The organism is Rufibacter radiotolerans (assembly GCF_001078055.1).
GTDB lineage: Bacteria > Bacteroidota > Bacteroidia > Cytophagales > Hymenobacteraceae > Nibribacter > Nibribacter radiotolerans.
Genome location: NZ_CP010777.1, coordinates 3,761,953 through 3,787,520 on the forward strand (window position 1 = coordinate 3,761,953; position 25,568 = coordinate 3,787,520).

22 protein-coding genes and 1 tRNA gene are annotated in these 25,568 nt (G+C 51.3%); 14 read left to right on the forward strand and 9 right to left on the reverse strand.

What is annotated here, in order from left to right; all coding sequences use genetic code 11:
- Positions 1–1,287 (forward strand): UDP-N-acetylmuramoyl-tripeptide--D-alanyl-D-alanine ligase, encoded by a 1,287-nt coding sequence (locus tag TH63_RS15230; protein WP_048921697.1) that lies wholly within the window; start codon positions 1–3, stop codon positions 1,285–1,287.
- 124 nt (positions 1,288–1,411) lie between these two features.
- Here TH63_RS15230 and rfbC read toward each other — a convergent pair whose 3' ends face one another.
- Both rfbC and TH63_RS15240 read right to left on the reverse strand, forming a co-directional pair.
- Positions 1,412–1,954, reverse strand: a complete 543-nt coding sequence (gene rfbC, locus TH63_RS15235; protein ID WP_048921698.1) for a dTDP-4-dehydrorhamnose 3,5-epimerase — start codon at positions 1,952–1,954, stop codon at positions 1,412–1,414.
- A gap of 18 nt (positions 1,955–1,972) precedes the next feature.
- Positions 1,973–3,103 carry a glycosyltransferase family 4 protein gene (locus tag TH63_RS15240; protein ID WP_048921699.1) on the reverse strand — a complete coding sequence of 377 codons (1,131 nt, stop codon included), beginning with the start codon at positions 3,101–3,103 and terminating at the stop codon, positions 1,973–1,975.
- A 142-nt stretch (positions 3,104–3,245) separates the two neighbouring features.
- On the opposite strand from TH63_RS15240, the gene TH63_RS15245 reads away from it, so the two are divergent.
- The 4 genes from TH63_RS15245 (at position 3,246) to ppk1 (ending at position 8,136) form a co-directional block, all read left to right on the forward strand.
- The gene (locus TH63_RS15245; protein WP_048921700.1) at positions 3,246–3,932 is read left to right on the forward strand and encodes a SirB2 family protein; all 687 of its coding nucleotides are present in this window, start codon (positions 3,246–3,248) and stop codon (positions 3,930–3,932) included.
- Between the two features lie 9 nt (positions 3,933–3,941).
- The gene (hflX, locus tag TH63_RS15250; protein ID WP_048921701.1) at positions 3,942–5,144 is read left to right on the forward strand and encodes a GTPase HflX; all 1,203 of its coding nucleotides are present in this window, start codon (positions 3,942–3,944) and stop codon (positions 5,142–5,144) included.
- A gap of 355 nt (positions 5,145–5,499) precedes the next feature.
- Positions 5,500–5,997 (forward strand): phosphohistidine phosphatase SixA, encoded by a 498-nt coding sequence (sixA, locus tag TH63_RS15255; protein ID WP_048921702.1) that lies wholly within the window; start codon positions 5,500–5,502, stop codon positions 5,995–5,997.
- Between the two features lie 48 nt (positions 5,998–6,045).
- On the forward strand, positions 6,046–8,136 hold the full coding sequence (ppk1, locus tag TH63_RS15260) for a polyphosphate kinase 1 (RefSeq protein ID WP_048921703.1): 2,091 nt from the start codon (positions 6,046–6,048) through the stop codon (positions 8,134–8,136).
- A gap of 142 nt (positions 8,137–8,278) precedes the next feature.
- On the opposite strand, the gene TH63_RS15265 is transcribed toward ppk1, so the two are convergent.
- Positions 8,279–9,322 carry a DUF6268 family outer membrane beta-barrel protein gene (locus TH63_RS15265; RefSeq protein ID WP_048921704.1) on the reverse strand — a complete coding sequence of 348 codons (1,044 nt, stop codon included), beginning with the start codon at positions 9,320–9,322 and terminating at the stop codon, positions 8,279–8,281.
- A 41-nt stretch (positions 9,323–9,363) separates the two neighbouring features.
- Positions 9,364–13,110, reverse strand: coding sequence for a metallophosphoesterase (locus TH63_RS15270; RefSeq protein ID WP_048922887.1), 3,747 nt, complete (start codon positions 13,108–13,110; stop codon positions 9,364–9,366).
- Between the two features lie 589 nt (positions 13,111–13,699).
- Here TH63_RS15270 and TH63_RS15275 point away from each other — a divergent pair.
- Positions 13,700–14,887 (forward strand): Pycsar system effector family protein, encoded by a 1,188-nt coding sequence (locus TH63_RS15275; RefSeq protein WP_048921705.1) that lies wholly within the window; start codon positions 13,700–13,702, stop codon positions 14,885–14,887.
- Between the two features lie 71 nt (positions 14,888–14,958).
- Here the strand turns inward: TH63_RS15275 and TH63_RS15280 are convergent, their stop codons facing one another.
- Positions 14,959–16,104: a DUF2652 domain-containing protein gene (locus TH63_RS15280; protein WP_082161732.1), complete on the reverse strand. Its 1,146-nt coding sequence runs from the start codon at positions 16,102–16,104 to the stop codon at positions 14,959–14,961.
- A gap of 423 nt (positions 16,105–16,527) precedes the next feature.
- A complete protein-coding gene (locus tag TH63_RS15285) occupies positions 16,528–16,728 on the reverse strand; it encodes a hypothetical protein (RefSeq protein ID WP_048921707.1) in 201 nt (66 codons plus the stop codon).
- Between the two features lie 359 nt (positions 16,729–17,087).
- On the opposite strand from TH63_RS15285, the gene TH63_RS15290 reads away from it, so the two are divergent.
- A tRNA-Arg gene (locus TH63_RS15290) sits at positions 17,088–17,159 on the forward strand.
- A 556-nt stretch (positions 17,160–17,715) separates the two neighbouring features.
- Here TH63_RS15290 and TH63_RS15295 read toward each other — a convergent pair.
- Entirely contained in the window at positions 17,716–18,084 is a 369-nt protein-coding gene (locus tag TH63_RS15295) for a T9SS type A sorting domain-containing protein (RefSeq protein WP_076606505.1), read from the reverse strand.
- A gap of 163 nt (positions 18,085–18,247) precedes the next feature.
- On the opposite strand from TH63_RS15295, the gene TH63_RS15305 reads away from it, so the two are divergent.
- The 4 genes from TH63_RS15305 to TH63_RS15320 all read left to right on the forward strand — a co-directional run bounded on the left by TH63_RS15305 (position 18,248) and on the right by TH63_RS15320 (position 21,691).
- Positions 18,248–19,366: an NAD(P)/FAD-dependent oxidoreductase gene (locus TH63_RS15305; RefSeq protein ID WP_048921710.1), complete on the forward strand. Its 1,119-nt coding sequence runs from the start codon at positions 18,248–18,250 to the stop codon at positions 19,364–19,366.
- 127 nt (positions 19,367–19,493) lie between these two features.
- Complete coding sequence (locus TH63_RS15310) at positions 19,494–20,603, forward strand: type III polyketide synthase (RefSeq protein ID WP_048921711.1); 1,110 nt, start codon at positions 19,494–19,496, stop codon at positions 20,601–20,603.
- Entirely contained in the window at positions 20,596–21,351 is a 756-nt protein-coding gene (locus TH63_RS15315) for a methyltransferase domain-containing protein (RefSeq protein WP_048921712.1), read from the forward strand. Before TH63_RS15310 ends, TH63_RS15315 begins: the two co-directional genes overlap by 8 nt.
- Before the next feature lie 121 nt (positions 21,352–21,472).
- Positions 21,473–21,691 carry a hypothetical protein gene (locus tag TH63_RS15320; RefSeq protein WP_048921713.1) on the forward strand — a complete coding sequence of 73 codons (219 nt, stop codon included), beginning with the start codon at positions 21,473–21,475 and terminating at the stop codon, positions 21,689–21,691.
- Between the two features lie 138 nt (positions 21,692–21,829).
- Here the strand turns inward: TH63_RS15320 and TH63_RS15325 are convergent, their stop codons facing one another.
- Positions 21,830–22,732 carry a histone deacetylase family protein gene (locus TH63_RS15325; RefSeq protein WP_048921714.1) on the reverse strand — a complete coding sequence of 301 codons (903 nt, stop codon included), beginning with the start codon at positions 22,730–22,732 and terminating at the stop codon, positions 21,830–21,832.
- A 194-nt stretch (positions 22,733–22,926) separates the two neighbouring features.
- Here TH63_RS15325 and TH63_RS15330 point away from each other — a divergent pair, with 194 nt between their 5' ends.
- Positions 22,927–23,562, forward strand: coding sequence for a porin family protein (locus TH63_RS15330; protein ID WP_053093830.1), 636 nt, complete (start codon positions 22,927–22,929; stop codon positions 23,560–23,562).
- Positions 23,563–23,729: 167 nt separating this feature from the next.
- Here the strand turns inward: TH63_RS15330 and TH63_RS15335 are convergent, their stop codons facing one another.
- A complete protein-coding gene (locus TH63_RS15335; RefSeq protein WP_048921715.1) occupies positions 23,730–24,287 on the reverse strand; it encodes a type 1 glutamine amidotransferase domain-containing protein in 558 nt (185 codons plus the stop codon).
- Between the two features lie 91 nt (positions 24,288–24,378).
- Here TH63_RS15335 and TH63_RS15340 point away from each other — a divergent pair, with 91 nt between their 5' ends.
- On the forward strand, positions 24,379–24,882 hold the full coding sequence (locus TH63_RS15340) for a TlpA family protein disulfide reductase (RefSeq protein ID WP_048921716.1): 504 nt from the start codon (positions 24,379–24,381) through the stop codon (positions 24,880–24,882).
- 13 nt (positions 24,883–24,895) lie between these two features.
- Positions 24,896–25,516: a thioredoxin family protein gene (locus TH63_RS15345; protein WP_048921717.1), complete on the forward strand. Its 621-nt coding sequence runs from the start codon at positions 24,896–24,898 to the stop codon at positions 25,514–25,516.
- The last annotated feature ends 52 nt before the right edge of the window (positions 25,517–25,568 follow it).

The window sequence follows — 25,568 nt, forward strand, 5'->3', positions numbered from 1 at the left end:
ATGGCGCAGCAACTAGAGCAACTATACCAAAAATACCTGGAGTGCCGAAAAGTAAGCACAGATTCCCGGGCTCCCCAAGACAATACGCTTTTTTTCGCCCTGGACGGCCCTAATTTCAAAGGCAGCCAGTTTGCGCAGGCGGCCCTGGACAAAGGCGCCCGGTACGCCGTGGTGCAGGACCCCGCCATTACCGGCCCTAAAATCATTCAGGTGGAAGACTCGCTCAAAGCCCTGCAGGAACTGGCCTTGCACCACCGGCTGCAGCTAGACATTCCAATTATCGGCATTACGGGTTCCAACGGCAAAACCACCACCAAAGAACTGATCAATGCGGTGCTCAGCCAGAAGTTTAACGTGCTCTGCACCAAGGGCAACCTGAACAACCACATTGGCGTGCCGCTTACCCTGCTCAGCATCCAGCCCGAGCATGAGATGGCCATCATTGAGATGGGCGCCAACCATCCCGGCGACATTGCCGAACTCTGTTCTTATGCCTTGCCCACCCACGGCCTCATCACCAATATTGGCAAGGCCCATTTAGAGGGGTTCGGGAGCCTGGAAGGCGTGGCCCGCACCAAGAGCGAACTCTACCTGCACTTAGACAAAGCCAACGGCATTGTGTTCGTGAATACTTCTAACGACCATCTCATGCGCATGGTACGCCGGCTCGCCAACAAAGTCACCTATTACAGCGAGCAGGATGATTACAGTGCCACCTTACTGCAAGCCGCCCCGCAGGTAATCTACCGCGCCGCCAACGGCGAAGAGGTGCATACGCACCTGATGGGTTCCTACAACTTTGAGAACATGATGGCCGCCGCCTGTATTGGCCAGTATTTTGGGGTACCGCATGAGCAGATAAACGCTGCCATTGCCAACTACGCGCCCACCAACAACCGCTCCCAGATCGTCAAAAAAGGCACCAATACCATTTTACTGGACGCCTACAACGCCAATCCCAGCTCCATGGCCTTATCGGTGGCTAACTTCGCCGAGATGGCCAGCGAGCCCAAGGTGGTCATTCTGGGCGACATGCTGGAACTGGGCCAGGAAAGCGAGGCGGAGCACCGCCTATTGGGCGAGCAATTGAACCGCCAGAACTTCAGCCAAGTGTTTATCTGCGGAAAGGAGATGCGCTACGCCGCCGAGGTGAACCCGGACTTTTTTTACTTCGCGGAGAAAAGCGCCCTGGAGCAATGGCTCACCGACCACCCTATCCGTAACAGCAACGTGCTCATCAAAGGCTCCCGCGGCATTGGCTTGGAAACCATAGTAAATTTACTATAATCTGTTTTGGGGCTGTTTTTCAGAAAACAGCCCCAAAACAGACCTGCTAATAGATAAACAAAAAGGAGAAGCCTCTGTTAAAATGCAGAGGCTTCTCCTTTTTTAGATACCCATTCTTTATTACTTAAAACGGCGACTCAAAATTGGCCAGCGTAGGCAGAATCTCATCCTTCTCAGAAATCAAAGGATTTTCCACTCCCCAATCTATTCCCAGGGTTGGGTCGTTCCAGAGCAGTCCGCCTTCAGAATCTTTGTTGTAGTAATTGCTGCACTTGTACTGGAATACGGTTCCCTCTTCTAGCGCTACAAAACCATGGGCAAAGCCGGCCGGTACATATACCTGATTCCTTTTTTCAGCATCAAGCACATAGCTAACATACTGGCCGTAGGTAGGAGATTCCTTACGCAGGTCTACTACCACATCTTGCACCTTACCTACTACTACACTTACCAACTTTGCCTGCGCATAGGGTGGCCTCTGAAAATGAAGGCCTCTTAAAACGCCTTTCTTTGATACTGATAAATTATCCTGCACAAAGGATTCTGAGATTCCGGCTTCCACAAAGTTCCGGGAGCTAAAGGTTTCCAGAAAAGCCCCGCGGCTATCCGTGAAAATTGAAGGAATTATCTCCAATACGCCAGAAATCTGGCAGGTCTTAATTTGCATGAGCTATTTTATTCTTAACTAATCTATCTTTCTGGCCACTTTACCGGTAGCTCCTTCAATGGCCGCGAAGTAGCGGTCTATTACGTATTTTTCGTCAAATTTCTCTTCTGCCAGGCGGCGGCTGTTCTGGCCCATGGCCTGGAGGTCAGCGGCTGGAAGTTGCAGGACCTGCTCCATTTTGGCGGCCAGGTTGGCGCCGTTGCGCACGTCGCAAAGGTAGCCGTTGTAGCCGTCTACCACGGTTTCTTTACAGCCGGGCACGTTGGTGGTGACAATGGGTTTGCCCAGGGCCGCAGCCTCCAGCAGGGTGCGCGGGGTGCCTTCGCGGTAGGATGGCAACACCACGCAGTCAGCAACATGCATGACACCGGCCACGTTGTCTGAGGTGCCCAGATATTCCAGCCAGCCTTCTTTGGCCCACTGCTCCACCTGCGTGCGTTTAATGCCTATGTTGCCTTCCTCATCAATAGCGCCCAGCAGTTGCACCCGCACTTGCGGGTATTTGGCTTTCAGGATTTTGCTGGCTTCCACGTATTCCACCAGCCCTTTCTCATATAGCGCCCTGGAAACCATCAGGAATACGAACGGGTCATGGCGCATAAACTCGGTTGCTGGCTGAAACCGGGTGGTGTCAATACCAGAACCGGGAAGCACTTCAGTGATGGATTCACGTACTAGCTTGCGTTCCAGAAACAGGGCCTTGTCATCATTGTTCTGGAAAAACACCTTGGCCGGAAATTGAAAGGAGAAACGGTAAAGGGCCATGGCGACTTTCGACACCAGGTTCTCCACAATGAACACCGTTCCCAGGCCAGACACGTTGTTGATGCTAGGAATGCCCGCCAGTCTGGCCGCCAAAGAACCGTATATATTGGGTTTGATGGTGTACTGCAAAATCACATCGGGCTTCACTTTCTGGTAGGCCTTCAGGAACTTGCCCACCAGCAGCATGTCTTTAACGGGGTTGGTGCCTTTGCTTTCCATGGGCAGGTCCACAAACTTGCAGCCTTCTGCTACTAATCTTGCCGAATAGGCGTCCTCGGGGGCAATGGCCACCACTTCATGCCCCGCGGCCAGCAAGGCTTTCACCAGGCTCAGGCGGAAATTGAAGATGTTCCAGGATTTATTGATAACAATGGCAATGCGCATGGCGGGAAAATAAAAGACAAAGATAACAGCAGTTTCGGCAGTTAACCCTTCAAACCCGTAGAATCTGGTTTTGGTTGTATATAGTTCAGCCCATTGTGTTTACTTTGTACCCAACCTACCGCTCTTTACCAGGCCTTTTGATATGATTACCGCAATTTCACATACGCACATTCTGGTAGTTGTCCTGTTCCTGATTCTGTTTCTGGTAAAGGCGTTTCTCCTGTTTACCAACAAGCATGACTCCCTGGACAGATTCCGGTCCTCCACCAGAATGCTGGATATTGTGTTTGGCCTGCTAATTCTCATCACCGGCATCTTTCTGGCGCTGAACTATAACGGCAAACTGCCTAATTGGCTCCTCATAAAAGTAGTACTGGTGCTGGCGGCCATTCCGGTGACCCTGGTAGGCATCAAAAAGCACAATAAAATTTTGGCCGCCGTAGCTCTCCTCATTTTTGTCTATGTGTACGGGGTAGCCGAAACCAAAAGCCTGAAAATGCGTCCTGACAAAGGCGAAGCGGTAACAGGGGAGGCAAACAGGATTGCACCGGCCGCCACCAAGGCCAGCCACCCGATTATCACCGAGCTGCAAGGCACCCAACTGGAGAATACCAAGGCCATTTACACCAATCTCTGCGCCGCCTGCCACGGCCAGGACGGCCAGAAAGGAGCCGGCGGGGCAGCCAATCTGGCGGTCAGCACGTTAACCCCAGAAGGCCGACAGGAGGTGATCGCCAACGGCCGGGGCCTGATGCCGGGCTTTGGCTCGCAATTAACTGAACAGGAAATAGAGGCGCTGGCCCTTTATTCCACATTGCTTAAAAAGTAAAAAGACTACATGAAGAAATCGCTCCATATAACTGCCAAGGATCAGGAAACCGCTGTCTTGGTAGCCGTGCCTGCCTACAAGCAGACCGATGAAAAAACCAAGGAATATTTAGATGAGCTTGCCTTCCTTACGGAGACCGTGGGTGCCAAAACGCTCAAACGGTTCGTGCAGAAACTAGACAAGCCCGACATGCGCACTTACGTGGGCAAGGGCAAGCTAGAGGAAGTAAACGCCTATGTGAAAGAGCACAAGGTAGACATGGTTATTTTTGACGATGACCTTTCGCCATCGCAGGTGCGTAACCTGGAGCGCGAGCTGGAGGTGAAGATCATTGACCGCAGTCTGCTCATTCTGGACATCTTCGCGCTACGCGCCCAGACGGCCACCGCCCGCGCCCAGGTAGAGCTGGCCCAGTACCGCTATCTGCTGCCCCGACTCACCAACATGTGGACCCACTTAAGCCGCCAGAAAGGCGGGGGCGTGGCCATGCGTGGACCAGGGGAAACCGAGATTGAGACCGACAGACGGATTGTGCGCGAAAAGATCACCTTGCTCAAGGAAAAGCTGGACAAGTTTGAGAAGCAGAACTTTGAGCAGCGCAAGTCCAGGACCGGTATCGTGCGGGTGTCGCTGGTGGGCTACACCAACGTGGGCAAGTCTACCCTCATGAACCTGCTCACCAAGGCAGACGTGTTCGCGGAGAACAAGCTGTTTGCCACGGTAGACTCTACGGTGCGCAAGATGGTGATTGACAACATCCCGTTCCTGCTCTCAGACACGGTAGGGTTCATCAGAAAACTGCCTACCAAGCTTATTGAAAGCTTCAAGACCACCCTGGATGAGATCAGGGAATCTGATCTGCTGCTGCACGTGGTGGATGTGTCGCACCCGTCTTTTGAGGAGCACATCAACGTGGTCAACTCCACGCTCAAAGACATCCATTCGGCGGATAAGCCGGTGATTCTGGTGTTCAACAAAACCGACCTCTACCTGGAGGAGCGCGAGCGCGAAATGCAGGAGCACAACCCAGAGGCCCGGCCAGACATCAGCGAGCTGAAGTCTACCTACATGGCCAAGCAGCACACCCCGGCTATTTTCATCTCGGCCACCAACCGTATCAACATTGATGAGCTACGGGAAGTTTTGTTCAAAGAGGTTGCCAGAATCCACAATGAGCGCTACCCCAACAACGCGCCACAGGAAGAATACTAAGTCTTTTTCTGTTTCGGGCCTGTTTTTAGGAAAACAGGCCCAAAACAGAAAACATAAATCAAACAATAGAGGAGCTTATAGATAGGGCTTCTTTTTTGTTTGGGCCTTTCTTAGAGGTTGTTTATAAGGCCCAAGGCAGATCACTTTCCCGCCCTTGGTTTTTCAGGCTTGGGCAGCCGTCATTTCACGGGAGGGGGAATTCACCAATTTGCATTCCGTGTATTAGCCAAAGCCTTTTAAATGTGGGGCCGCGTGGGCTCTATGACAACTATTTCACGGTGGTTTCAGTAAAGACATTAGCCATAATTGTGCGCCTTTGGGCAGGATTTATGGCTGTTCATGTTATAGAAGCCAAATGAAGACGCTATATCTGTTACGCCACGCTAAATCCAGCTGGAAATTTGAGGAACTCAGTGACCATGACCGTCCTTTAACCAAAAAGGGCCGCAATGACGCCAAGCTCATTGGCCAGGAGTTACTGGAACGCAAAACCAAGCTAGACCTTATCATCTCCAGTTCGGCGGTAAGGGCCATTTCCACGGCCACCCTTATTGCCAAGGAACTGGACTATGACCCCGAGAAAATTGCGGTGCAGGAAGAGCTTTACCAAATCCCCTCAGATTCCCTCATGGACTTTATACAGGTGCTGCCGGAGGAATATGACTATGTCATGCTAGTGGGGCATAACCCTGTCTTTACAGAATTGGCCAATTACCTCACCCCTGAGAAAAGCATCGCCAATTTACCTACGGCGGGCGTGGTGGCCATCAGCTTTGACTGTAACCACTGGGGGGAAATCTCCAAAGAGAACGCCAAGCTGCTTTTCTTTGACTTCCCCAAAAACTACCGATAAGCGCCGCCCGGCCCTTTCTCAGATTACCCTATTTACCTTTATTCCAGAATGGCTGCAATTGACAACCCTGATTCTTCCCTAACAACTACTTCCCAGGCCCCGCTTCTGAGCCGTGAGCTCAGCTGGCTGGCCTTTAACTACCGGGTGCTGCAAGAGGCAAAAGACCCGCGGGTCCCGCTGCTGGAGCGCCTCAATTTCATGGCCATCTTCTCCTCCAACCTGGATGAGTATTTCAAAGTGCGGGTGGCCACCATGCGCCGCCTGGTGAAACTGAAGAAGAAAACCCGCGAAAAGCTGGAGGAGGACCCCTCGGCTGAACTGGAGGAGATTCTGCAGGAAGTATCCAGGCAACAGAAGGAGTTTGGACAGATTTTCAGGAATGAGCTGCTGCCCGAGCTGCGAAAAGAGCACATCTGCCTGATAGATGAGACCGAGTGTACCGACAGCCAACGGGAAATGGCCCTGGATTACTTCAGGAAGTCTGTGAAACCGCTGCTGGTGCCCATCATTTTCAGCGCGAACCCCAGCCCCTTGTTCCTGAAAGACCAGACCGTGTACCTGATGGTGCGGTTAACCCCCAACCCAGACCAGGAGTCTACCCAGGAGCAATATGCCATTGTAGAGATACCCACCCAGAAGCACGGCAGCCGTTTTGTGCAATTGCCCGCCGAAGGCGGAAAGCACTATGTGATGATGCTGGATGACGTGATACGGGTGGGCTTGCAGGACCTGTTCCCGGGCTTTGCCCAGGTAGAGGCCTTTGCCGTGAAACTCTCCCGCGACGCCGAGCTGGACATTGAGGAAGAGGTATCCGGTAACCTGATGGCCAAGATCAAGAAAAGCCTTAAAAAGCGCGAAACCGGGCATCCCAGCCGCCTGCTCTATGACCCCCAGACGCCTGAGCCACTGCTGAACGCCCTGCTGGACCGCACCGGCCTCAGTTCTGAGGAACTGGTGGTGGGCAGCCGTTACCACAACTTCAGAGACTTCTTCGGGTTCCCTAAGTTTACCATGGCGCCGCTTTACTATGAAGAGCAGCCGCCCCTGCCCCACCCTGAGTTGGAAGGCGAGCCCAGTATCCTGGAGGCCATGAAAAAGAAGGAGTACCTGGTGCATTACCCGTACCAGAAATTTGACTACGCACTAAGGTTCTTTGAAGAAGCCGCCGATGACCCGCAGGTCACTAACATCAGCATCACGCTGTACCGCGTAGCCGAGAAATCAAAAATCGCGAAAGCGCTGATCAGGGCTGCTGAGCACGGCAAACTGGTCACGGTGGTGGTTGAGTTGAAGGCCCGCTTTGACGAGGAGTCCAACATCTTCTGGGGCAACAAAATGGAGAAGGCCGGCGCCAACGTGATCTACGGAGTGCCTGACCTGAAAGTACACAGCAAGATTGGCCTGGTCACCCGCCAGGAAGACGGGCAGGCCATGCACTACGCTTACCTGAGCACGGGTAACTATAACGAGAAAACTTCGCGCACCTACACAGACCACGCCCTGTTCACCACAGATGAGCGGCTTACCAGTGAGTTGGCCAAGGTTTTCAACTTTTTGGTAGATGGCAACAAAAACCAAACGTTTGAGCACCTGCTGGTCTCGCCGTTTAACCTGCGCGAAGGGTTTACAGAACTTATCCAGAATGAGATGCGCCTGGCCCGCGAAGGTAAGCCGGCTTATATGATTGTCAAAATCAACGCCCTGCAAGACAGCCGTATGGTGCACCAACTGTATGAGGCCAGCCAGGCCGGCGTGAAGATTGAACTGCTGGTGCGGGGCATCTGCACTCTAATCCCGGGCGTACCGGGCCTGAGCGAGAACATCATTGTAAGGAGTATTGTGGACCGCTACCTGGAGCACGGCCGTGTTTACGTGTTTGGCAACGGGGGCGAGGAAAAAATCTTCGTGGCATCGGCTGACTGGATGAACCGCAACCTAAGCCGACGGGTGGAGGTGGCTTTCCCTATCTACAATCCAGACCTGCGCAAGGAACTCCGGCACCTGCTGAACATCCAGCGCCAGGACAACCAAAAGGCCCGCACGGCAGACAACCAGTACTGGATCTCCAATGACCCAACGGCCTCCATACGGGCCCAATATGATATCTATAACCTCCTAAAGAAGAAGGCAAACCGCTAAGCACCTTAAGGAAGAACACCCCAACAGCAAAGCCCCGGCCCTGACAGATGAGTTTTGTCAGGGCCGGGGCTTTGCTTGTCAGAAGAACTGAGCTTATTTCTATTTTGGGCCTGTTTTCCGGAAAACAGGCCCAAAACAGAAACTATTGTTTTAAGAAGCGGCGCGGAGGCACCAGGAACAGTTCCACGTTGAAGAACATGGCGTCTTTGATATGGTTCTCTATGAGCGGGTTGGCGGTTTTGTTTCGGCCGTCATACACGTTAAAGCGGTGGTTGTAGCGGTAACCCGTCTCTAACCCAAACCAAAGGAAATCATAGATCTCCCTGTCCCACCGGAGCCGGGCCTTGAGCTCAGATTTCCTGATTTCTACCGTCTCATACTGGTTAAAGGGCTCTGTGTCTATATTGATGTTATAGGTAGCCCCGTCAATTTTATACCCCAGGTACAGCAAAGACTTCTCTGATAAATTACGCCGCAAGGTTACGTTGGCCGGGAAAAGCGCTTCTACGCCCCATTTGTCATTGAAGGTGCGGTTGTACAGAAAGGCCGGGTAAATGGTCTGCCTACCGAAGGCATAACCCAGTTGGGCCCCAACCCCATAAGAGAGGTAAGGGCTTTTCTTCCAGCCGTAAATGGCCTCCATAGAGGTTCTGAAGTATCTCTTAAGGCTCACGCTGGAGTGTTTGCCGTAGTCGCCGTTCAGTTCCCCCTTTACCCTGAAGATAAGGTAGTTTTTGTTGTTGAGGGGTTTGAGCATGATCAGTTGTCCGTCCAGGGAGCGCAGGTTCTTGTCTTCCAGCCGTTGGTACAGGGGGTAGTCCTCTGATTCTGGGTCACTGAAATTAAACTCCTCAATAAAATAGCTGCCGCCCAGTACCATCTTAAAATGCGGGTTATTCACCAGCGGGGCGTAGGCCTTGAACTCAAACCGGTTACTCTTGAGCACCTTGGCCTCGGCGTCTCTCACGCCTTCCTGCTTGCCCTCTGACCAGATGCCAAAGCGAGGCAGGCGCTCATACCTGATAATAATGCCTTTACTTTTGCCCATGCCCACCACTGACGGGTTGGCCAACTCCTCAGGGTCTTCCAAGGCCCTAAGCGAATCTGTGAAAAAGCCCTGCGCATTTGCCTCTTGCCTGAAAGCCAGCAGCGCGAGCACCCCAAAAAAGAAATAGAAGTGTTTCATGCCTATGGTGTTTGGTATTTTTAGTAATACGAGGGCTCTCCTTAAAACAGGAACCCAAAGTTTAGATTAACTAATTTATCTTCTTCGCCCACAGTATACGTGGCGTTCACTACGGCTTGCTTGAGCACGTCTATCCAGATGCCGCCGCCTACGCCGCGGTGTATTTTGTTGGAGGTATCATCATCGGCCCACACGCGGCCGTGGTCAATGAGGCCCATCAAGCCAAACTTACCCGGGAACAGGTACACATTGAATTTAAACAACTGCACCCGCAGCTCCGTGTTCTGGTAAAGGGAGCTTCGCCCGGCAAACCGCGTCCGGCGGTAACCCCGCAGGTTAGATAACCCACCCAGGGTATTGGCCTGGTAAAAAGGAAAGTCCCCGAAATTGTGGGCGCCTCCAAAACGGGCAGCCAAGGTTACCTGGAAGGGCAGCCGCGGCCCTATGTAGAAGATGAACTCAGAATCTATGTGCCCGAAGTTCTTGCCCTGCCCTTTTATCTGGCGATTGTAGGAGAACTCGTTTAGCCACTTCAACCCAATGCGGGGGTTTACCGGGGTACTTACCGCCTGTGCCCGCATGAAGCCTCTAACACCAATAAACTGGTCTACCCCAAACACCTCTTCAGAGAAGGTCTCGTCTACAAAGCGGCCCGGGTAATGCTGCAACTCATACCGGTCATAGATAGGCCCAAGGCCTACCCGGATGAAACTGGTGAAGTTAGTATTGATGGTAGGCGACGCCATCATGCGCGCTATTCTTACGCGGTAATACTCAATCTCGCGGGTCTGCTTGGTCTCGTTGCCCAGGCCAAAGAAGTTGATCTGGTACTGCGGCCCATTGATGGCAGCCTTCACCCCTAAGTCCAGTTCATCATTGAAGATCTGCTTGAACTCACTGTCATACCTTACGTTGTAGGCGCCCGTGGCAAACGCATAGTTGGCCAGCAAGGTGTGCTCTGAGGCATAAGGCTTCTTCCTGAATTTATGGTTCCGGTACAGAACCCCACCCCCTAAGAACAGTCCGTCATCTACGTTGTACTCTAAAGACAGGCGTGGCCCAAAGTAGGGGATCTTGTAGTTATCACGGTCATAGACGTTTACGTCTTCATAGTCTTCCGTTTTATCCTCGGCCTCGGGGCCCAGCGCCAGCAAGTTTTCTTCCTTGGTGTAATCATACACCTTGGTCTTGCGCACAAACCCTTTCACTGTAGACTGGTCAGAGATGGAATCATTCCCTTCACCGCCAATTATCCTTACCATTGGGCCATGCTTGGCGGTACCGGTTACCTCAAAGACATCATCGCCGCCCAGGCCGTACAGCCTGATTTCCTCGGTCTCTTTATGAAGGAACTTACGCTGGTACAACACCCGGCTTACTTCGCCTTCTTTGTTTATTTTGCGCATGGTCACTTCCGTCTCATTGTCATTGAGGCGGCGTACTTCAAACTTCTCCCGCTTGTCACTGCCGGCAATGTCTACGTCTTCAGACAGGTGCAGGTAGTACTTATCTGCCACCTGCGGCAGCAAGTCCCTTCTGGACTTTAGCTTAGAGATAATCTCTGGGCCTGAGAAAGGAAATACCTCCTTGGGCATTTGCCGGACGGCCTCCTCAATGTCAGCATCGGTGAGCACGTTTTTCATCTCGGTGGCAATGGCCTGCCACTGCTCCCGGGTCACGCTGGAAAGGAAAGTACGGTCAATGGTGAGGGCCGTGAGGTTCAGGCCTTTGTAGTCTCCGTAATCTTTGCCAAAATGCTGGAAGTTACGGACGGCCCACCTGCGGCTAACCAGCCAGGGAATAAACCCATCGGCCTTGAAAAGGGCCACGTCACGGTCTTCGGGCACAGGCCTAAAAGAGCGCGAGTCATCTCCGTACTTGGTCTCCACCCAGCGCCATTGTCCCTCGTGCCGATCCCAGTCGCCTATGAGCATGTCCAGCAAGCGTGCCTTTGCATACTCCTGCTCCTCTACCCGGTTGTCATGGTCATTCTGCTTGCGTTCCAGCACTTTCTCGGTGCCCACAATATTGGTGGCGTTGCCCAGGCTGGCCACATCTGAGTGGTCTTCGTTGGCATCTTCCTCCAGAAAAGCAATGGAGTTACTGAACTCATCAATGTACTGCCGCAAGTGAGGGTCACTGGGCACATACACCAGTTTAGGGTTGGTGTGGAACACCCCCACTTCGTCTGCCAGCTTAGCAGAGATCAAAGCCCCGTACGGGTGCTGGGCAGAAATCTGGTCCTGCAGCAAGTCACGGGCAAAGGTTTCCTGCAAGGCCACAGGCAATACGCTGGTGGGGTCTTTGTTGACCGAACGCAATGTGTACAACCGTCCTTCTTCATTGCGTAGCTTGAGAGAGGCCGTCTGCTTGCCTCCTCCTTTTTTGTAGGGAACCAAGCCTCCTTTTTCATGCTGCAGGTCCAGCAATGGAAGGGTCACCGGGGTTAACCATTCTCTTCTGTAGTGAGAACCCAGCAAACCTGTCTTTACGCCGCCGGCAGCATACACCGGGTTAGCAGCCACGGTAATGGTGCTGTCTTTGTTGTTGACGGGGTTGGCGGCAATGCGGCTTGTCTCTGCCACGCTCTTGGCGTACATAGGTGACCTAAACGCCATGGTGGGCGGTTCCTTGCCACTTTCGTCTGTGGTCCAGAACTCTACCCACGCCTCACCGTTGCGGTAGTAGTTCACGCGGGCAAAGCCTTTTGACTTATGAGCATATAAGGCGTCTCCGCCGTCTTTTACGTGCTGGGTTTTACAACCCGCCCCGCTAATGATCTGGGGTAACTTGCCAAACTTGAAGTACTGCAGATTGTGCTCATGGCCCGCCGCATAGACAATGTTGTCATACTTCTCAAACACCCCTAAAAGGCCTTTTATATATGCTTGGTAGCTGGGGTGCGGAATATCCTGGGCAATACCGCCATATTTACGCGACAACGGGTAGATAGAGCCAATGACCGGCAGCGGCAATACCCAGCCTTTTCTCACAATAGTTAATGGGAATAAATGGTCTGTTAAGGTGAAATACCCGCCGTGGATGCCGTTACTGAACAGGGGGTGGTGCCCCACCACCATGATGTTCTTACCCTTGTTCTTATCAATGATGTCTTCCAGTTGCACCAGCATGTCTACCTCATTGACCACACCGCATTCGTTATCATCGCCATAAGGGCGTTCATAGGGGTGCAGCCACCAGTGGGAGTTTAGGGCAATCAAGACAATGTCATCTTCAATCAACACCTCAAAGGGGCCCGGGCAGCCCCCGCCGGGCACAAAGAAGTCAGTGCCTACTACAATGCTACTATCAGTGAGGTATTCTTCTACAAAGCGCTCTTCCCTTACTACCGCATCCCAGCCGTCTGGGCTGCCGCTACCGCCACCCCAGTCATGGTTGCCCGGGATCATGTATTTTTCGCCGGGATACCCTTTCAGGATATCCAGCTGCGCTTTCATGCGGGCCTCCGCAATTTTACGGTCATAGGCACCGGGTTCAGGCAAGCCGTTATGGTAAATATTATCGCCCAGGTAAACGACGGCACTTCGTTCACCGGCCGCGGTTATCTGGGCCTTGAGCAGCATGAGGTTAGGGTCAGGTCGGTCAGTGAGCGGTGCCCCTGCATCCCCTATCAGGAAGACGGAGTAAATGATCTCTGAGGAGTCTTTGGGGGTATTGTTCTGCCAGTCTGTGACCGTGCGGGCATAATAAGGTTTAGCGGTAGTGCAAGCCTGCAACAGGCAGAACAAGACCACCGGCAGGCAAAGGAGAATGTATTTATTTTTCATGAACAATACGGGCAAGGCTTTCTATTCTGCCGGAGATTAAGGTAAAGACGCGTTACCTTCTACGTAAAAGCTGCTCTTTATACGGAGTATAGCTTCACGTGATGTGTTCCCCTTCTTTAAAAATAGATTCAGCACAATATTTGACCCTATGACGTAAGCAAGCGGTGTAGGGTTAGAAAGAAAGCGGCAATACCGACGTATAAATTCTTCTTTCTTATTTCCCCGCGGCTGGCACCGTTCTGTTCACCCTCTTTTAAGGAATCACAACTCCTTTTATAAGAGCCAGTTCGCCTGGGAAGGCCGCAGCAAACGCCCTGTTCACAGCCGGTTGCCCCTGCCGCAGAAAACTCGATAATTCTTTGCCGCAGCGATGGTCCTTTCTTCTCCTTTTAGCAATAAGGAGATGTGTAGGTGGGCACATCCTTAAAAACATAGCCGCCCTTTCCTTAGCCCAACCGCAAACTGAAATGCAAATTTCTAACCTTAAAGGTGTAAATAGCGTTGTAGACCTTTGGATTCAACCTCCACAGTGGGAGCCTTCATGCTCCTTCTGAACAAGTGCTAGGGCAATACCGCTCCAATCTATTTTATGGAAAAAGAAGATCTCATCCGGAAAGCAGGCAATTTCGTTTTTGCCCTTTTTAAGGAGAAATTATCTAAGAAGCTGGTTTATCACAACTACAAACACACGTTTGAAGTGGTGAAAGAGGCCCGTCAATTAGCTGAAACATTACAATTATCTGATGAGGAACTGGAGATTCTGTTATTGGCAGCCTGGTTCCATGATACCGGGTATATTACTACCTATGAGAATCATGAAGATGAGAGCATTGAGATAGCCACCAATTTTCTGCGCGAAGAAAAATTCCCGGAAGAGAAGATCACACAGGTGAACCGCTGCATCATGGCCACCAAGCAGGGCCAGCTCACGCACCATTTGCTGGAAGACATTCTGGTAGACGCAGATATTGCCAACATAGGCAAAGACACCTTTTTCGCGACCGCCGAGTTGCTGCGCGTGGAGTGGGAGATCTTCCTAGACCGCACCTTCACAGATCTGGAATGGTCACAGTACCAACTGGACTTTCTGCTGTCTGTCTCGTTCAGGACCCAACCGGCGCAGGCCAAATTCTCCAAACAGCTAAGCAAAAACATTCAGGCGCAGCGCACCCACCAGCTGGATCTGGCCAAGAAGAAAAAGAAAAAGGAGAAGAAGAACCGGGAGACCATGGCGCAGCCTAAGCGTGGCATAGAGACCATGTTCAAAAGCACCTATGACAACCACATCAGCTTAAGCGCCATTGCAGATAATAAAGCAAACATGATGATCAGCCTAAACGCCATCATCATGTCTATTATCATCACCTACCTGGGCACCAAGTCCTCTATCATTGGGGCCGAGTTCACCCGCAACCCTGTCTTGATGATTCCAGTGGGCATTCTGCTGGCTACCACGCTGGCCTCGGTTATCTCTGCTATTATCTCGGCGCAGCCAGAGGTGACCAGTTTCCGGCTCAGGCCAGATAAACTGACCAGCCGCCGCATTAACCTGCTGTTCTTCGGTAATTTCACCAAGATCCCTTTAGAGGATTTTCAGGCGGGCATGCATGACATCATGCGCGACAAGAACGCCCTCTACAATAACATGATCACAGATATCTATTATCTGGGCGATGTGCTGAAAAGCAAGTACCGCCTCCTGCGCATTTCCTATACCATTTTTATGATAGGCATTATCTTAACAGTGCTTTCCTTTGTGATCGCCATTGCGCAATAGCATTTCATATACACCTACAACAGAAAGGGCCGCCATGTACATGGCGGCCCTTTCTGTTGTAGAACTGTGCCCTATTGTTGCTTCTTGTTGACGTACAGCTGCTCACAAAGCGTTTTCAATTGCGCCAGGGAGGCCTTCATAAACCCTTTGATCTGGCTGCGCCCGAAGTAGTCATAGAAATAGTCTCCCACGGAAACCCGGCTGTAATGGAACTCCAGGGTAAGGAAGGTGCCGCCTTCTTCTTCATGCAGGTAATAGAAGATAAGCGAGTTAGGGAACATCTTAAAGTTGGCCATTTTCTCAATGACCTCTGTTTTCTCAGGGGTGACTCTGCTTTGCAGGGTCTGCATCTCAATAAGCCCCCCTTTCTCCATCTCACACAGATAGTTGGTACCTATGCGGTTTATCTTCTTGGTGTCAAAACGGGCACTTTTCACGCGATGCATCCATTTGGGCTTGAGCCGGTAATTCTGGATCACGCGCCGCACCAGGTCTACGGGGGCTTTTATGTGGCTCTTTAGAGAAAAGGTGTTAGGATATTGTTTATGGGTGTGCTCTATCTCGGGGTCGGTGACCAGCAGGCGCAAGGGAGTAAGAAAGGCGTACTTATAGTGCACCGTTCCCATATGCTCGTATTCATTGGCGCCGTCTTTGAGCTGTGACCACTCAAAGCTCTGCTTGATGGCTTCGGGGTCCTGAGTTTTCAGGTACCCTTCGGTTAGGAGCACGTACTCAGAGCCCTCAATGCTGTTTTTAAGCAAGCGGTGCGCCATGATCACATCGGTGCCCATTAACTTGGTGTAATCCCTGATCTGGGTAACACTAATGCGCCCATAATGCACCACTATTTTAAGGGTAAGCTTATTTTCAGATAGCTGCGCGCTGGGCAAAAACTTGTCGCGCTCCATAATCCGGAGGTAATTCTGAAAATCAAGGAAAATCTGTTTGCACTGGCTTACAATCTGGTCAATGGCCGGCGGGTCGCCCAGTTTATAGAATAAAATAGCATCGCCCTGAATTTCGCACAGTTCCATATTGAGGATATTGCCCTCAATAATGATTTCAAGTAAATCAGCGATCAGGTTGCGGCTATACCGCACCCCATTCTCATGCATGAAACGCGTAAAGCCACTTATATCCGGGATGAAAAGCAACGCCGGCTGCGAATCATCTGACTCCTGGGGTTCTAAAGATATGTTAGGCACTCGTGACTCCATGGAATAAAAATAAATAGCAGAAGCCAGTTAGCTGAGGGGTAACCTGCCTCTTTCTTGGTTGGCTTAGGTGCCAACGCCACATATACGTGAATTCCCCCCATTTCTTTGCCTTTCCTCTATACTAGTTTCAAAATTTTCACCGGCTCTCCTATTCCCTGCTACGTAGGTAGGAAAAGAAAAGACCAAACTCTTCTTCTGAACCATTGGGTGCCAGGTGTTTACCAGCAATATTTTTAAAATTTAGCCTTTAACCAACCATAGAATTTATATGCAAGTAGGAAAGGGATTATATAAGAAAGGAAAGCGCCCTGGACAAAATTCGTCCCGCATTATTACTACCAATAGAGAATAACTAAAAAACAAAAGGGAGTGAAGAGGCCTGTTACAGGTTCTTCACTCCCTTTTGTTTAATCCTGGGAATTATTATGAATTAGCTTCAGCGTTTTTTGGCTTACGGCCTCTTTTTGCACCTTTAGGCTTGTTCATTGTATCAGGAATTTGGTTTAAAGCCTCATTCATCTGGCTGAAAATCCCTAACATTAATTGAACATCTTCTACATTCTGACAATCACGGATTACTTCCATCTGCATTTTGTCAAGCTTGCTTTTTAATTGCTCTCTCATAGTTTTTTATAGTTATAAATGTTTGTTTTTATAATTGGAACACAAATATAGAAATAAGGGCCATTAATCAAACAGTAGCAGTTCAGGAATTACCTTACTTTTATTTCCTTAATACGGGGTAATACCGGCAAATTGTTTTTAATACTTATTCTGGCTTTAATTACCCCTTATTACTTACCGCATTTAATTTCAAATTATCTTCTTTGGGTATTCACCCTTTTAGATTCTACACAATGGTCATTTAGAGCCAGCCCTATTCTGCCAACCCAGATAAAAATGCAGGCTTTACTTTGCATAAAGTTTCCTGACTCCTAATTTTACCTTACTTTTACAACACACCCTGTTGGTTGTACCCAAATGGCCCCGTAGTTCAACGGATAGAATAGAAGTTTCCTAAACTTTAGATCTGGGTTCGATTCCCGGCGAGGCCACTCCCTTTCTTCTTCTCATTTCTCTTAGGCATAGCCTGACCCTTCTCAGACTTTTTATTTTGGTGATACCTTCAAATCAAACTGCTTTTCTTTAACTAAGAGTAGTAAATCTATTTAATCTTCTTTTAGCCCCAATCATTTTTCAGGATAAAGGAAAAGCAATTGTCCATTGATTACCTTTTTCATAAATCATATGACGGGCTTTTGAATCTCTAGCCCTGGAAGGAAATGCTAACGTCTGAGCTTTTTCCCTGGTGCTCTCCATATACTACTGCATAAGTTATTAAATAAAAGGGAGCAGATAAAAATCCCCTTTCATTTTTTATACACAGGTAAGTTTTATCCTGCCCATGCCGGCTAAACGCATTTGGCAGACGTGGCAAAAATTCAAATACCTAATTATGAAAGTTTTAAAGGTTTTTATTTAAAATCAAAGAAATGAAAGCCTACGGAATAGTTTTGAGCCTTTACATGAATTAAACCTATAGCAGCAGGCCCAAAAACAAAAAAGGCAAGACCGGGTAGTCTTGCCTTTTTTTATACAGAAAGCCGTAAGTTATCTAAGAATTACTTTTCTTACTTCGCTGTAGTTAGCCGTTTCAATTTTAACGTAATACAAACCCTTGGCGAGCTTGGTCAAATCAAGGGTCTTGGCAAAATGAGCGCTGGGGTCTTGTACCACTTCACGGTATACCACGTTTCCAATCACGTTCATAATGCGCAGATCTGTTTTCTTTCCTTCATAGCCTTCCAGGGAAATGGTGACCACCCCGCTGGATGGGTTAGGGTAGACAGACAGCGCAGGATCTTCCTGACCGGTTTTTGCCTCACTCTTCTGCTCTGCCGGCATGGCCCTTGCCCGTACCTGGGCCGACAAATCACCGAAGGTGAAGCAAATAAAAAATAAAAGTATAAAGTGTTTCATAGGTTTTTTGTTTAGCTTGAATAACAACAACTTACAGCTATCTGCACATAATATTAACGCAGGCAGAACTAACTTAGTTTTGCATTTTTCAGCATTATACAGACATAAAAATCAAATAAACGTTACTGCTATTGCACTTAAACCATAATACCATAGCACCAGCATGAACACCCGTAAAACCATTATCATTGGCGGAGGATTGGCGGGTCTGGTAAGTGCTTTGCAATTATCGGGCCAGGGGGTAGAGGTGACAGTTATTGAGAAAAAACAGTACCCTTTCCATAAAGTGTGCGGCGAGTATATTTCCAATGAGGTATTGCCATACCTTAAAAGCCTGCAGGTCAAGATTGAGGAGTTGGACCCTGCCCGCTTAACCCAGTTTTTGCTTTCCTCCCCCAAGGGCCGGACCCTGCAGACACCCTTAGACCTGGGGGGCACCGGCGTGAGCCGGTACCGGCTGGACCATTACCTCTATGAGATGGCCCTCCGGCAAGGCGTTACCTTCCGGCAGCAGGCCAGCGCGACAGATGTTTCTTTTGTAGAAGACACCTTTACCGTTACCCTCTCCTCTGGAGAGCAGTTGCAGGCCCCAGTGGTCATTGGGGCCTACGGCAAGCGTAGCGGGCTGGACCGCCGGCTTAACCGCCGCTTTTTTGAGGAGCGCTCCCCTTATATGGCCGTTAAGTACCACGTGCGCACCCAGTTGCCCAAAAACTTGATTGCCCTGCATAATTTCACCAACGGGTACGCCGGTATTTCTGCCATTGAGGAAGACCGCTATTGCTTCTGCTACCTTACCACGCGTCAGAATCTCAAGAAATACGGCACCATTGCCGAGATGGAGGCCCGGGAGCTCAGCAAGAACCCTTTCCTGAAGGACATCTTCTCTAACAGCGACTTTCTCTACCCCCAGCCCCTGGTGATCAACGAGATTTCCTTCGCGCCCAAAACCTGCCTGGAGGAACGGGTACTCATGGCCGGGGACGCCGCCGGCCTGATTACCCCGCTCTGCGGAAACGGCATGGCCATGGCCATCCATTCGGGTAAACTGTTGTCTGAGCAGGTGTTAGGTTTTTTAGATGGCAAGCAGACCCGGCAGCAGATGGAGATGGCCTATGCCAGCTACTGGAAAAACCAGTTTGGCGCCAGGCTGCAGACGGGCCGGTTGGTGCAGCGCCTCTTTGGGCACCCGGTTCTGTCTGAGCTGGCGGTCGCCAGCCTGCAGCGGTTCCCTGTGGCCACCCAGGCCATTATGCGCCGAACCCACGGGCAGCCCTTTTAATCTTACCGGGCGCAAAACCCGGGCAGGAAATTCTCAGTAAGAGAAAAACGGGCCGCACCAGTTCCTTATCTCCTGTAGCCGTCATAGCTTTTAAACATCTCAGCGCTTTTTTGATTATACTACTTATATGAAGAGTTACCTCTGTGCCATAGGAACGGCCAATCCCCCGCATGCGCTCCCGCAACAACAGATTGCAGACTTCATGGCGGAGGCTCTTCAACTGGACGCCCAGAACACTCGCAAACTAAAAGCCCTGTACCGGGTGTCCGGCATTGACCAGCGCCATACGGTGTTGCCAGACTACGGCCGCCAGAACGGTGACTATGAATTTTACCCTAACTCGCCCGGCCTGGAGCCGTTCCCTACAGTGGGTGCCCGCATGCTGGAATTTCAGAAGGCGGCCCTTCCGCTTTCGGTGGCGGCTGTGCAGGACTGCCTGGCCCAGCTGCCCAATCTGGCTGTACAGGAAATCACCCACCTGATCACGGTCAGTTGCACGGGTATGTACGCGCCGGGGCTGGACATTGAGTTGGTAGATGCCTTGGGCTTATCGCCGCAGGTGCAGCGCACGTGCGTGTATTTCATGGGCTGCTACGCGGCCTTTAACGCCTTAAAGTTGGCCGATACCATTTGCCGTGCCGATGCCGATGCCCGCGTGCTCATTGTCTGCACTGAGCTGTGTACCCTTCATTTTCAAAAGCAGGCCGAGAGTGACCACCTGGTTTCCAATGCCCTCTTCGCCGATGGCGCGGCGGCCGTGGTAGTATGCGCCCAGCCCCTTTCCGGGCTGTCTTTGGGTGTAGAAGCCTTTCATTGTGACCTGGCACCGTCCGGGCAGAAAGAGATGGCGTGGCACATCCATGACTTCGGGTTTGAGATGACACTTTCCTCTTACGTACCCGCCCTTATCAAGCAGGGCATTGGTCAGTTAACCCAGTCATTGCTGCAAAAGCTCAACCTGCAACTAGACCAGATAGACCTGTTTGCCATTCACCCGGGTGGCCGCAAGATTCTGGAAGTGATTGAGCAGGCCCTGGGCCTAACGCCCCAGAATAACCAATACGCGTATCAGGTGCTGCGCAACTACGGCAACATGTCTTCAGCCACGGTGCTGTTTGTGCTGAGGGCCCTGTGGGAAGACCTGCAGCCGGCCCAACAGCAGGCCCCCATCCTCAGCTTCGCCTTCGGCCCCGGCCTTACCCTGGAGTCCATGCTTTTATCGGTGCACTATGTTTAAACAGCGGTCCACCACGCTGGAACTCATGGATGACCTTTCGCTGGCCAGCGATGACCTGCGCCAGAACCTGAAGGAGCTGGAGTTCATTAACGTGTGGCTGGGCGGGCATGACGTGGTGCGCAATGGCCTGAACGCTCTGGTTAAAAACCCGTTTTTGGGCCGTTTTCCGGAAAACAGGCTCAAAATAGCCGACCTGGGAAGCGGCGGCGGTGACACCCTACGCATGGTAGCCAACTGGGCGCGTAAGCGGAAACTGCAGGTGGAGTTGGTAGGCGTAGATGCCAATACCTTCATGCTGGACTACAGCGCCTCCCTCAGCCAGGAGTACCCCGAGATTTCTTACCGGCACTATGACGTTTTCTCCCCAGACTTCGCGCAGGAGCAGTTTGACATTGTGATCTGTAGCCTGTTTCTGCACCATTTCCCAGATGAGGCGCTGGCGCGTTTACTGGCGCAACTGCACCGGCAGGTACGCGGCGCAGTTTTGATCAATGACCTCCACCGGCATCCTTTAGCCTACTATTCCATTAAGGGCCTTACCAAAATTTTTTCCAGCTCTTATCTGGTGAAGAATGACGCGCCCCTTTCGGTTTTAAGGGCTTTTAGCCGGGCAGACTGGAAACGCATTCTGGCCCATGCCGGCGTAGACAGGTACCAGATCAAGTGGAAATGGGCGTTCAGGTGGCAGGTCGTTTTTGGGCCGATTTTGGAAAAACAACGTAAAACTGGAAAAGAATTTGTAACTTAATAAAACAGAGCACCTTTAGCACTTTTCAAGCGCGGTATCCGTTTACCAAAAACAAAAGGATCTCTGGAAGGTTAAGATGCCCTAACATCTCTTAGCCTATTGTTTCACTAAAATTTTATCCATGGGCCGAAGTTCCTCTAAGCAAACCGTTCAATTCTGGCTTCTTTTAACAGCCTCTATTCTACTGGCCGCTATGGTCATCAGCCTGTTCCTGAGTGTAATGAAGGTCATGATTTACCTTCTGCTAGTGCTCCTGCTGGTACCCTTCATTTACCTGGCCCTCAAACGCTCCCTCCACCTGTTCCGTGGCCCGGCCACCAAACTCAAAACCCGGGATTGATTAATCGTATCAAGTAGCGCGTATCACGTAGCAAGACCATATTTTTATATTCCTTAAGGAAATCTTCTTCCGTTTTGGGCCTGTTTTCTGGAAAACAGGCCCAAAACGGATTTTTTTCGTGCTACCTGCTACTTGTATCTAAAAAAAGATTTGCTGCGCCAGCCTGAAGGTATTGGCGTGCGCCTCTACAATATCTGCTATGCGGGTGGAATAGCCGCCGCCCATGCTGCCGCAGACCGGCACCTTGTGCCGGTGGCACAACTCCAATACCGTTAAATCCCGCTCCTTACAGCCCGCCTGCGTCAGGCCCAGCTTGCCTAGCTTGTCTGAGGCCAACACGTCTACCCCACTCTGGAAGAAAACAAAGTCTGGCTGTACCTGATCAAAAAGCGCGGGCAAGTGGTGGCGCAGCAGAGAAAGGTAGGCTTTGTCTTCTATGCCGTCCGGCAAGGGAACATCCAGGTCTGAGTGCTCTTTCTGCAGGGGATAGTTATTACCGCCGTGCATACTAAAAGTGAAGACCCTGGGTTCATGTTCAAAGATCTGCGCAGTGCCGTTGCCTTGGTGCACATCTAAATCAATGATCAGAATCTGGGTGGCCTTCCTTTCATCCAGGAGGTATTGGGCGGCCAGGGCGTTGTCATTGAGCAGGCAGAAGCCTTCGCCCCGGTTGGTGAAGGCGTGGTGGGTGCCGCCCGCAATGTTCATGGCCACGCCGTACTGCAGCGCGTAGTCGGCGGCTTCCACGGTGCCACCCATGATCACCACTTCGCGGTCCACCAACTCTTTAGATAAAGGGAAGCCTGTCTTCCTGATCTCAACGGGCGTGAGGGCCAGGGTGCGCAGTCGGTGCCAGTAGTCAGAATCATGCACGCGCAAAATGCGGTCTTCGGCCAGGGCCGAGGGCTGGAAGAAATTCTCCTGGGTGACCGTGCCTTCATACAGGAGCTGTTCGGGCAACAGTTCATACTTGAGCATAGGAAACCGGTGGGCCTCTGGCAGGGGGTGGGCGTATTCTGGAGACCAGGCAATCTTTAACATATTCTCCTCGGGTTCAACTCTTGGCAGTATAGGTTTAGAAGGGATAACAGTTATTCAGGTCGCCTTGTTTTGGCCCTTCATAGCCGCATTTTCCTTTTGCAACATTATGGGCAGTACGCAGTATAAGAGGAAAGCTTATGTAAAGACATACGCCTCTTTAATATTATAATACAGTTCCAAAAATACTACCTACTATGAAAAAACTTACCTTACTTTTAATAGCTACCCTTTTCTTAGGCGCCGCCCAGGCCCAGGAACGCGTGCTCAACCGAGGCATTATTAACCATAACGAAGGCGCGGAAGGCTCACCTAAAGGAAACAGCGGCTTTGGGGTAAAAGGCGGGGTGCTGTTCAACTCCCTGCACGGCGACGGCGAAGATCAGATCAGAGGCCTGAAGACCTCAACCAACTGGCACGCCGGTTTCTACTCCCAGTTCAGCATAGGAAGCGTGTTCTCCATTCAGCCGGAGGCGCTTTACACTCGCCGCGAGGTGAAGTCTGATGACGGTGACCTGCGCTTTGACTACATTGACGTTCCGGTACTGGCCGTAGCTAACCTTACGGAGAACATCAGCATTCATGCCGGGCCGCAGGTGGGCGTGATGTTGACCGCCAAGCGCGACGACAACGAAATTGACAAAGAAGGCCTGAACACCTTTGACTACGGTGCCGCCGCCGGCGTGGAGGCCAAGGTGTCTATGTTCCGGTTAGGGGGCAGATACTACCGCAGCTTCGCGGATATTGGCAAGTTTGACGCCGGTCTCCTGAACACTTCCCTGAATGATGTAAAGGCAGGCATGTTCCAGATCTACTTAGGCGTAGGTTTCTAGAAAGCCACCTTATAAAGTTTTTGAAGGGGATGTCTCTGCAGAGAGGCATCCCCTTCTATTTTATAATGCATTTCTGTTTAGGCCTGTTTTCTCAAAAACAGGCCTAAACAAAAGAGAGCCGCTGAAGCGTATTCAGCGGCTCTCTTCCGTTTTAAAGGCGCAGTACCTTAGGCTCTGTTATGGATGCCTTCGGCGAATTCCTCAATCATTTTCTTGTTGAATGCGGGGATGTCATCCGGTTTGCGGCTGGTCACCAGGCCTCGGTCGGTGACTACTTCTTCGTTTACCCAGTTGGCGCCGGCGTTGGTGAGGTCGGTTCTCAGGGATGGCCAGCTGGTCATCTGGCGGCCTTTCACGGCGCCGGCCTCAATGAGAGTCCAGGGACCGTGGCAGATGGCCGCAATAGGCTTGCCGCTATCAGAGAAGGCGCGCACAAAGGCCACGGCCTGCTCGTTGGCCCGCAGGTAGTCTGGGTTCATGACGCCGCCGGGCAGTAACAGTCCGTCATAGTCGGCCGCTACGGCGTCTTTCAGGTTTTTGTCCACGTCAAAGTCTTTGCCCCAATCGGTCATGTCCCAGCCTTTCACGGTGCCTTTCTGGGGAGAGATGATAAAGGTCTCGGCCCCGGCTTCCTGCAGGGCCTTACGGGGTTTCTCCAGTTCTACCTGTTCAAATCCTTTTTCTACCAATATGGCTATCTTTTTGCCGGTTAACTTATCGCTCATGGTGTTGTATTTAAGTGATGGTTAAAATAGTACTTACGTGTACCGCGGCTGCAAAAGAATCGTTACATTAACAGAGAAATACAGCACGCACATGGGGTACCGTCCACTTCTCTTTCTTACCTGTTTCCTGATAGGTAGTTGCCTGACGGGCAGCGCCGTGGCCCAAACCCGGGCCGTGCCCCTGGTCAAGCTGCCGCATCTACAGAAGTTTCTCCATTCCAAATCAGACACCACGTATGTGCTTAATTTTTGGGCCACCTGGTGCCAGCCCTGCGTGGAGGAGCTGCCCAGCTTTGAGGCCCTCCAAAAGCAATATGCCGGCAAACCCGTGAAGGTGATTTTGGTTAGCATGGATTTCGCCAAGGACCTGGAGAAACGAGTGATCCCGTTTGTAACCCGAAACAACTTAAAAAGCACTGTGTTCGTGCTGGATGAGCCTGACCAGAATGCCTGGATTGATTTGGTAGACCCTAGCTGGAGCGGCGCCATCCCGGCCACCCTTATCCTGAACAACGCCCGCAAACAGCGGTTTTTCATAGAGAAACCCCTGACCCTGCCTCAACTGCAAGACATCCTCACTTCCAAATTCAACTAACCCTCCCCCTCCCATGAAAAAGACAAACTTTTACCTGGCGGTCCTGGGCACCTTGCTGGTCCTGGCCTCCGCTTTCCAGACGCCTGAGAACGGGTACCGGATAGGTGACACGGCGGCAGACTTCCGGCTGAAGAACGTAGATGGCCAGCTGGTGAGCCTAAGGAGCCAGAAGCACACCAAAGGCTTTATCATCGCCTTTACCTGCAACACCTGCCCCTACTCTAAACTCTATGAAGACCGCCTGATCCAACTGCACCAGAAGTATGCGCCCCAGGGCTATCCGGTGATTGCCATCAACCCCAATGACGCGGCCCTCTCCCCGGGAGATGCCTTCACGGAGATGCAGAAGCGGGCCAGCGAGAAGAATTTCCCGTTTGTGTACCTGCAGGACGAGACCCAGGAAACCGCCAAACGCTACGGTGCCACCCGCACCCCGCACCTCTATGTGTTAACCCGCCAGGGGCAGGAACTGAAAGTGGCCTACATTGGCGCCATTGATGATAACTCGGGTGACCCGGAAAAGGTGGAGAAGCGGTACACCGAGGCCGCCCTGGATCATCTGCTGGCCGGAAAACCGGTGCCGCAACCTACCACCAAGGCTATTGGCTGCGCCATTAAATGGCGCAACGGCTAAGGGAAACTGGCGTGCGCGCGAACCCCTCCGTTTTGGTCCTGTTTTCTTAAAA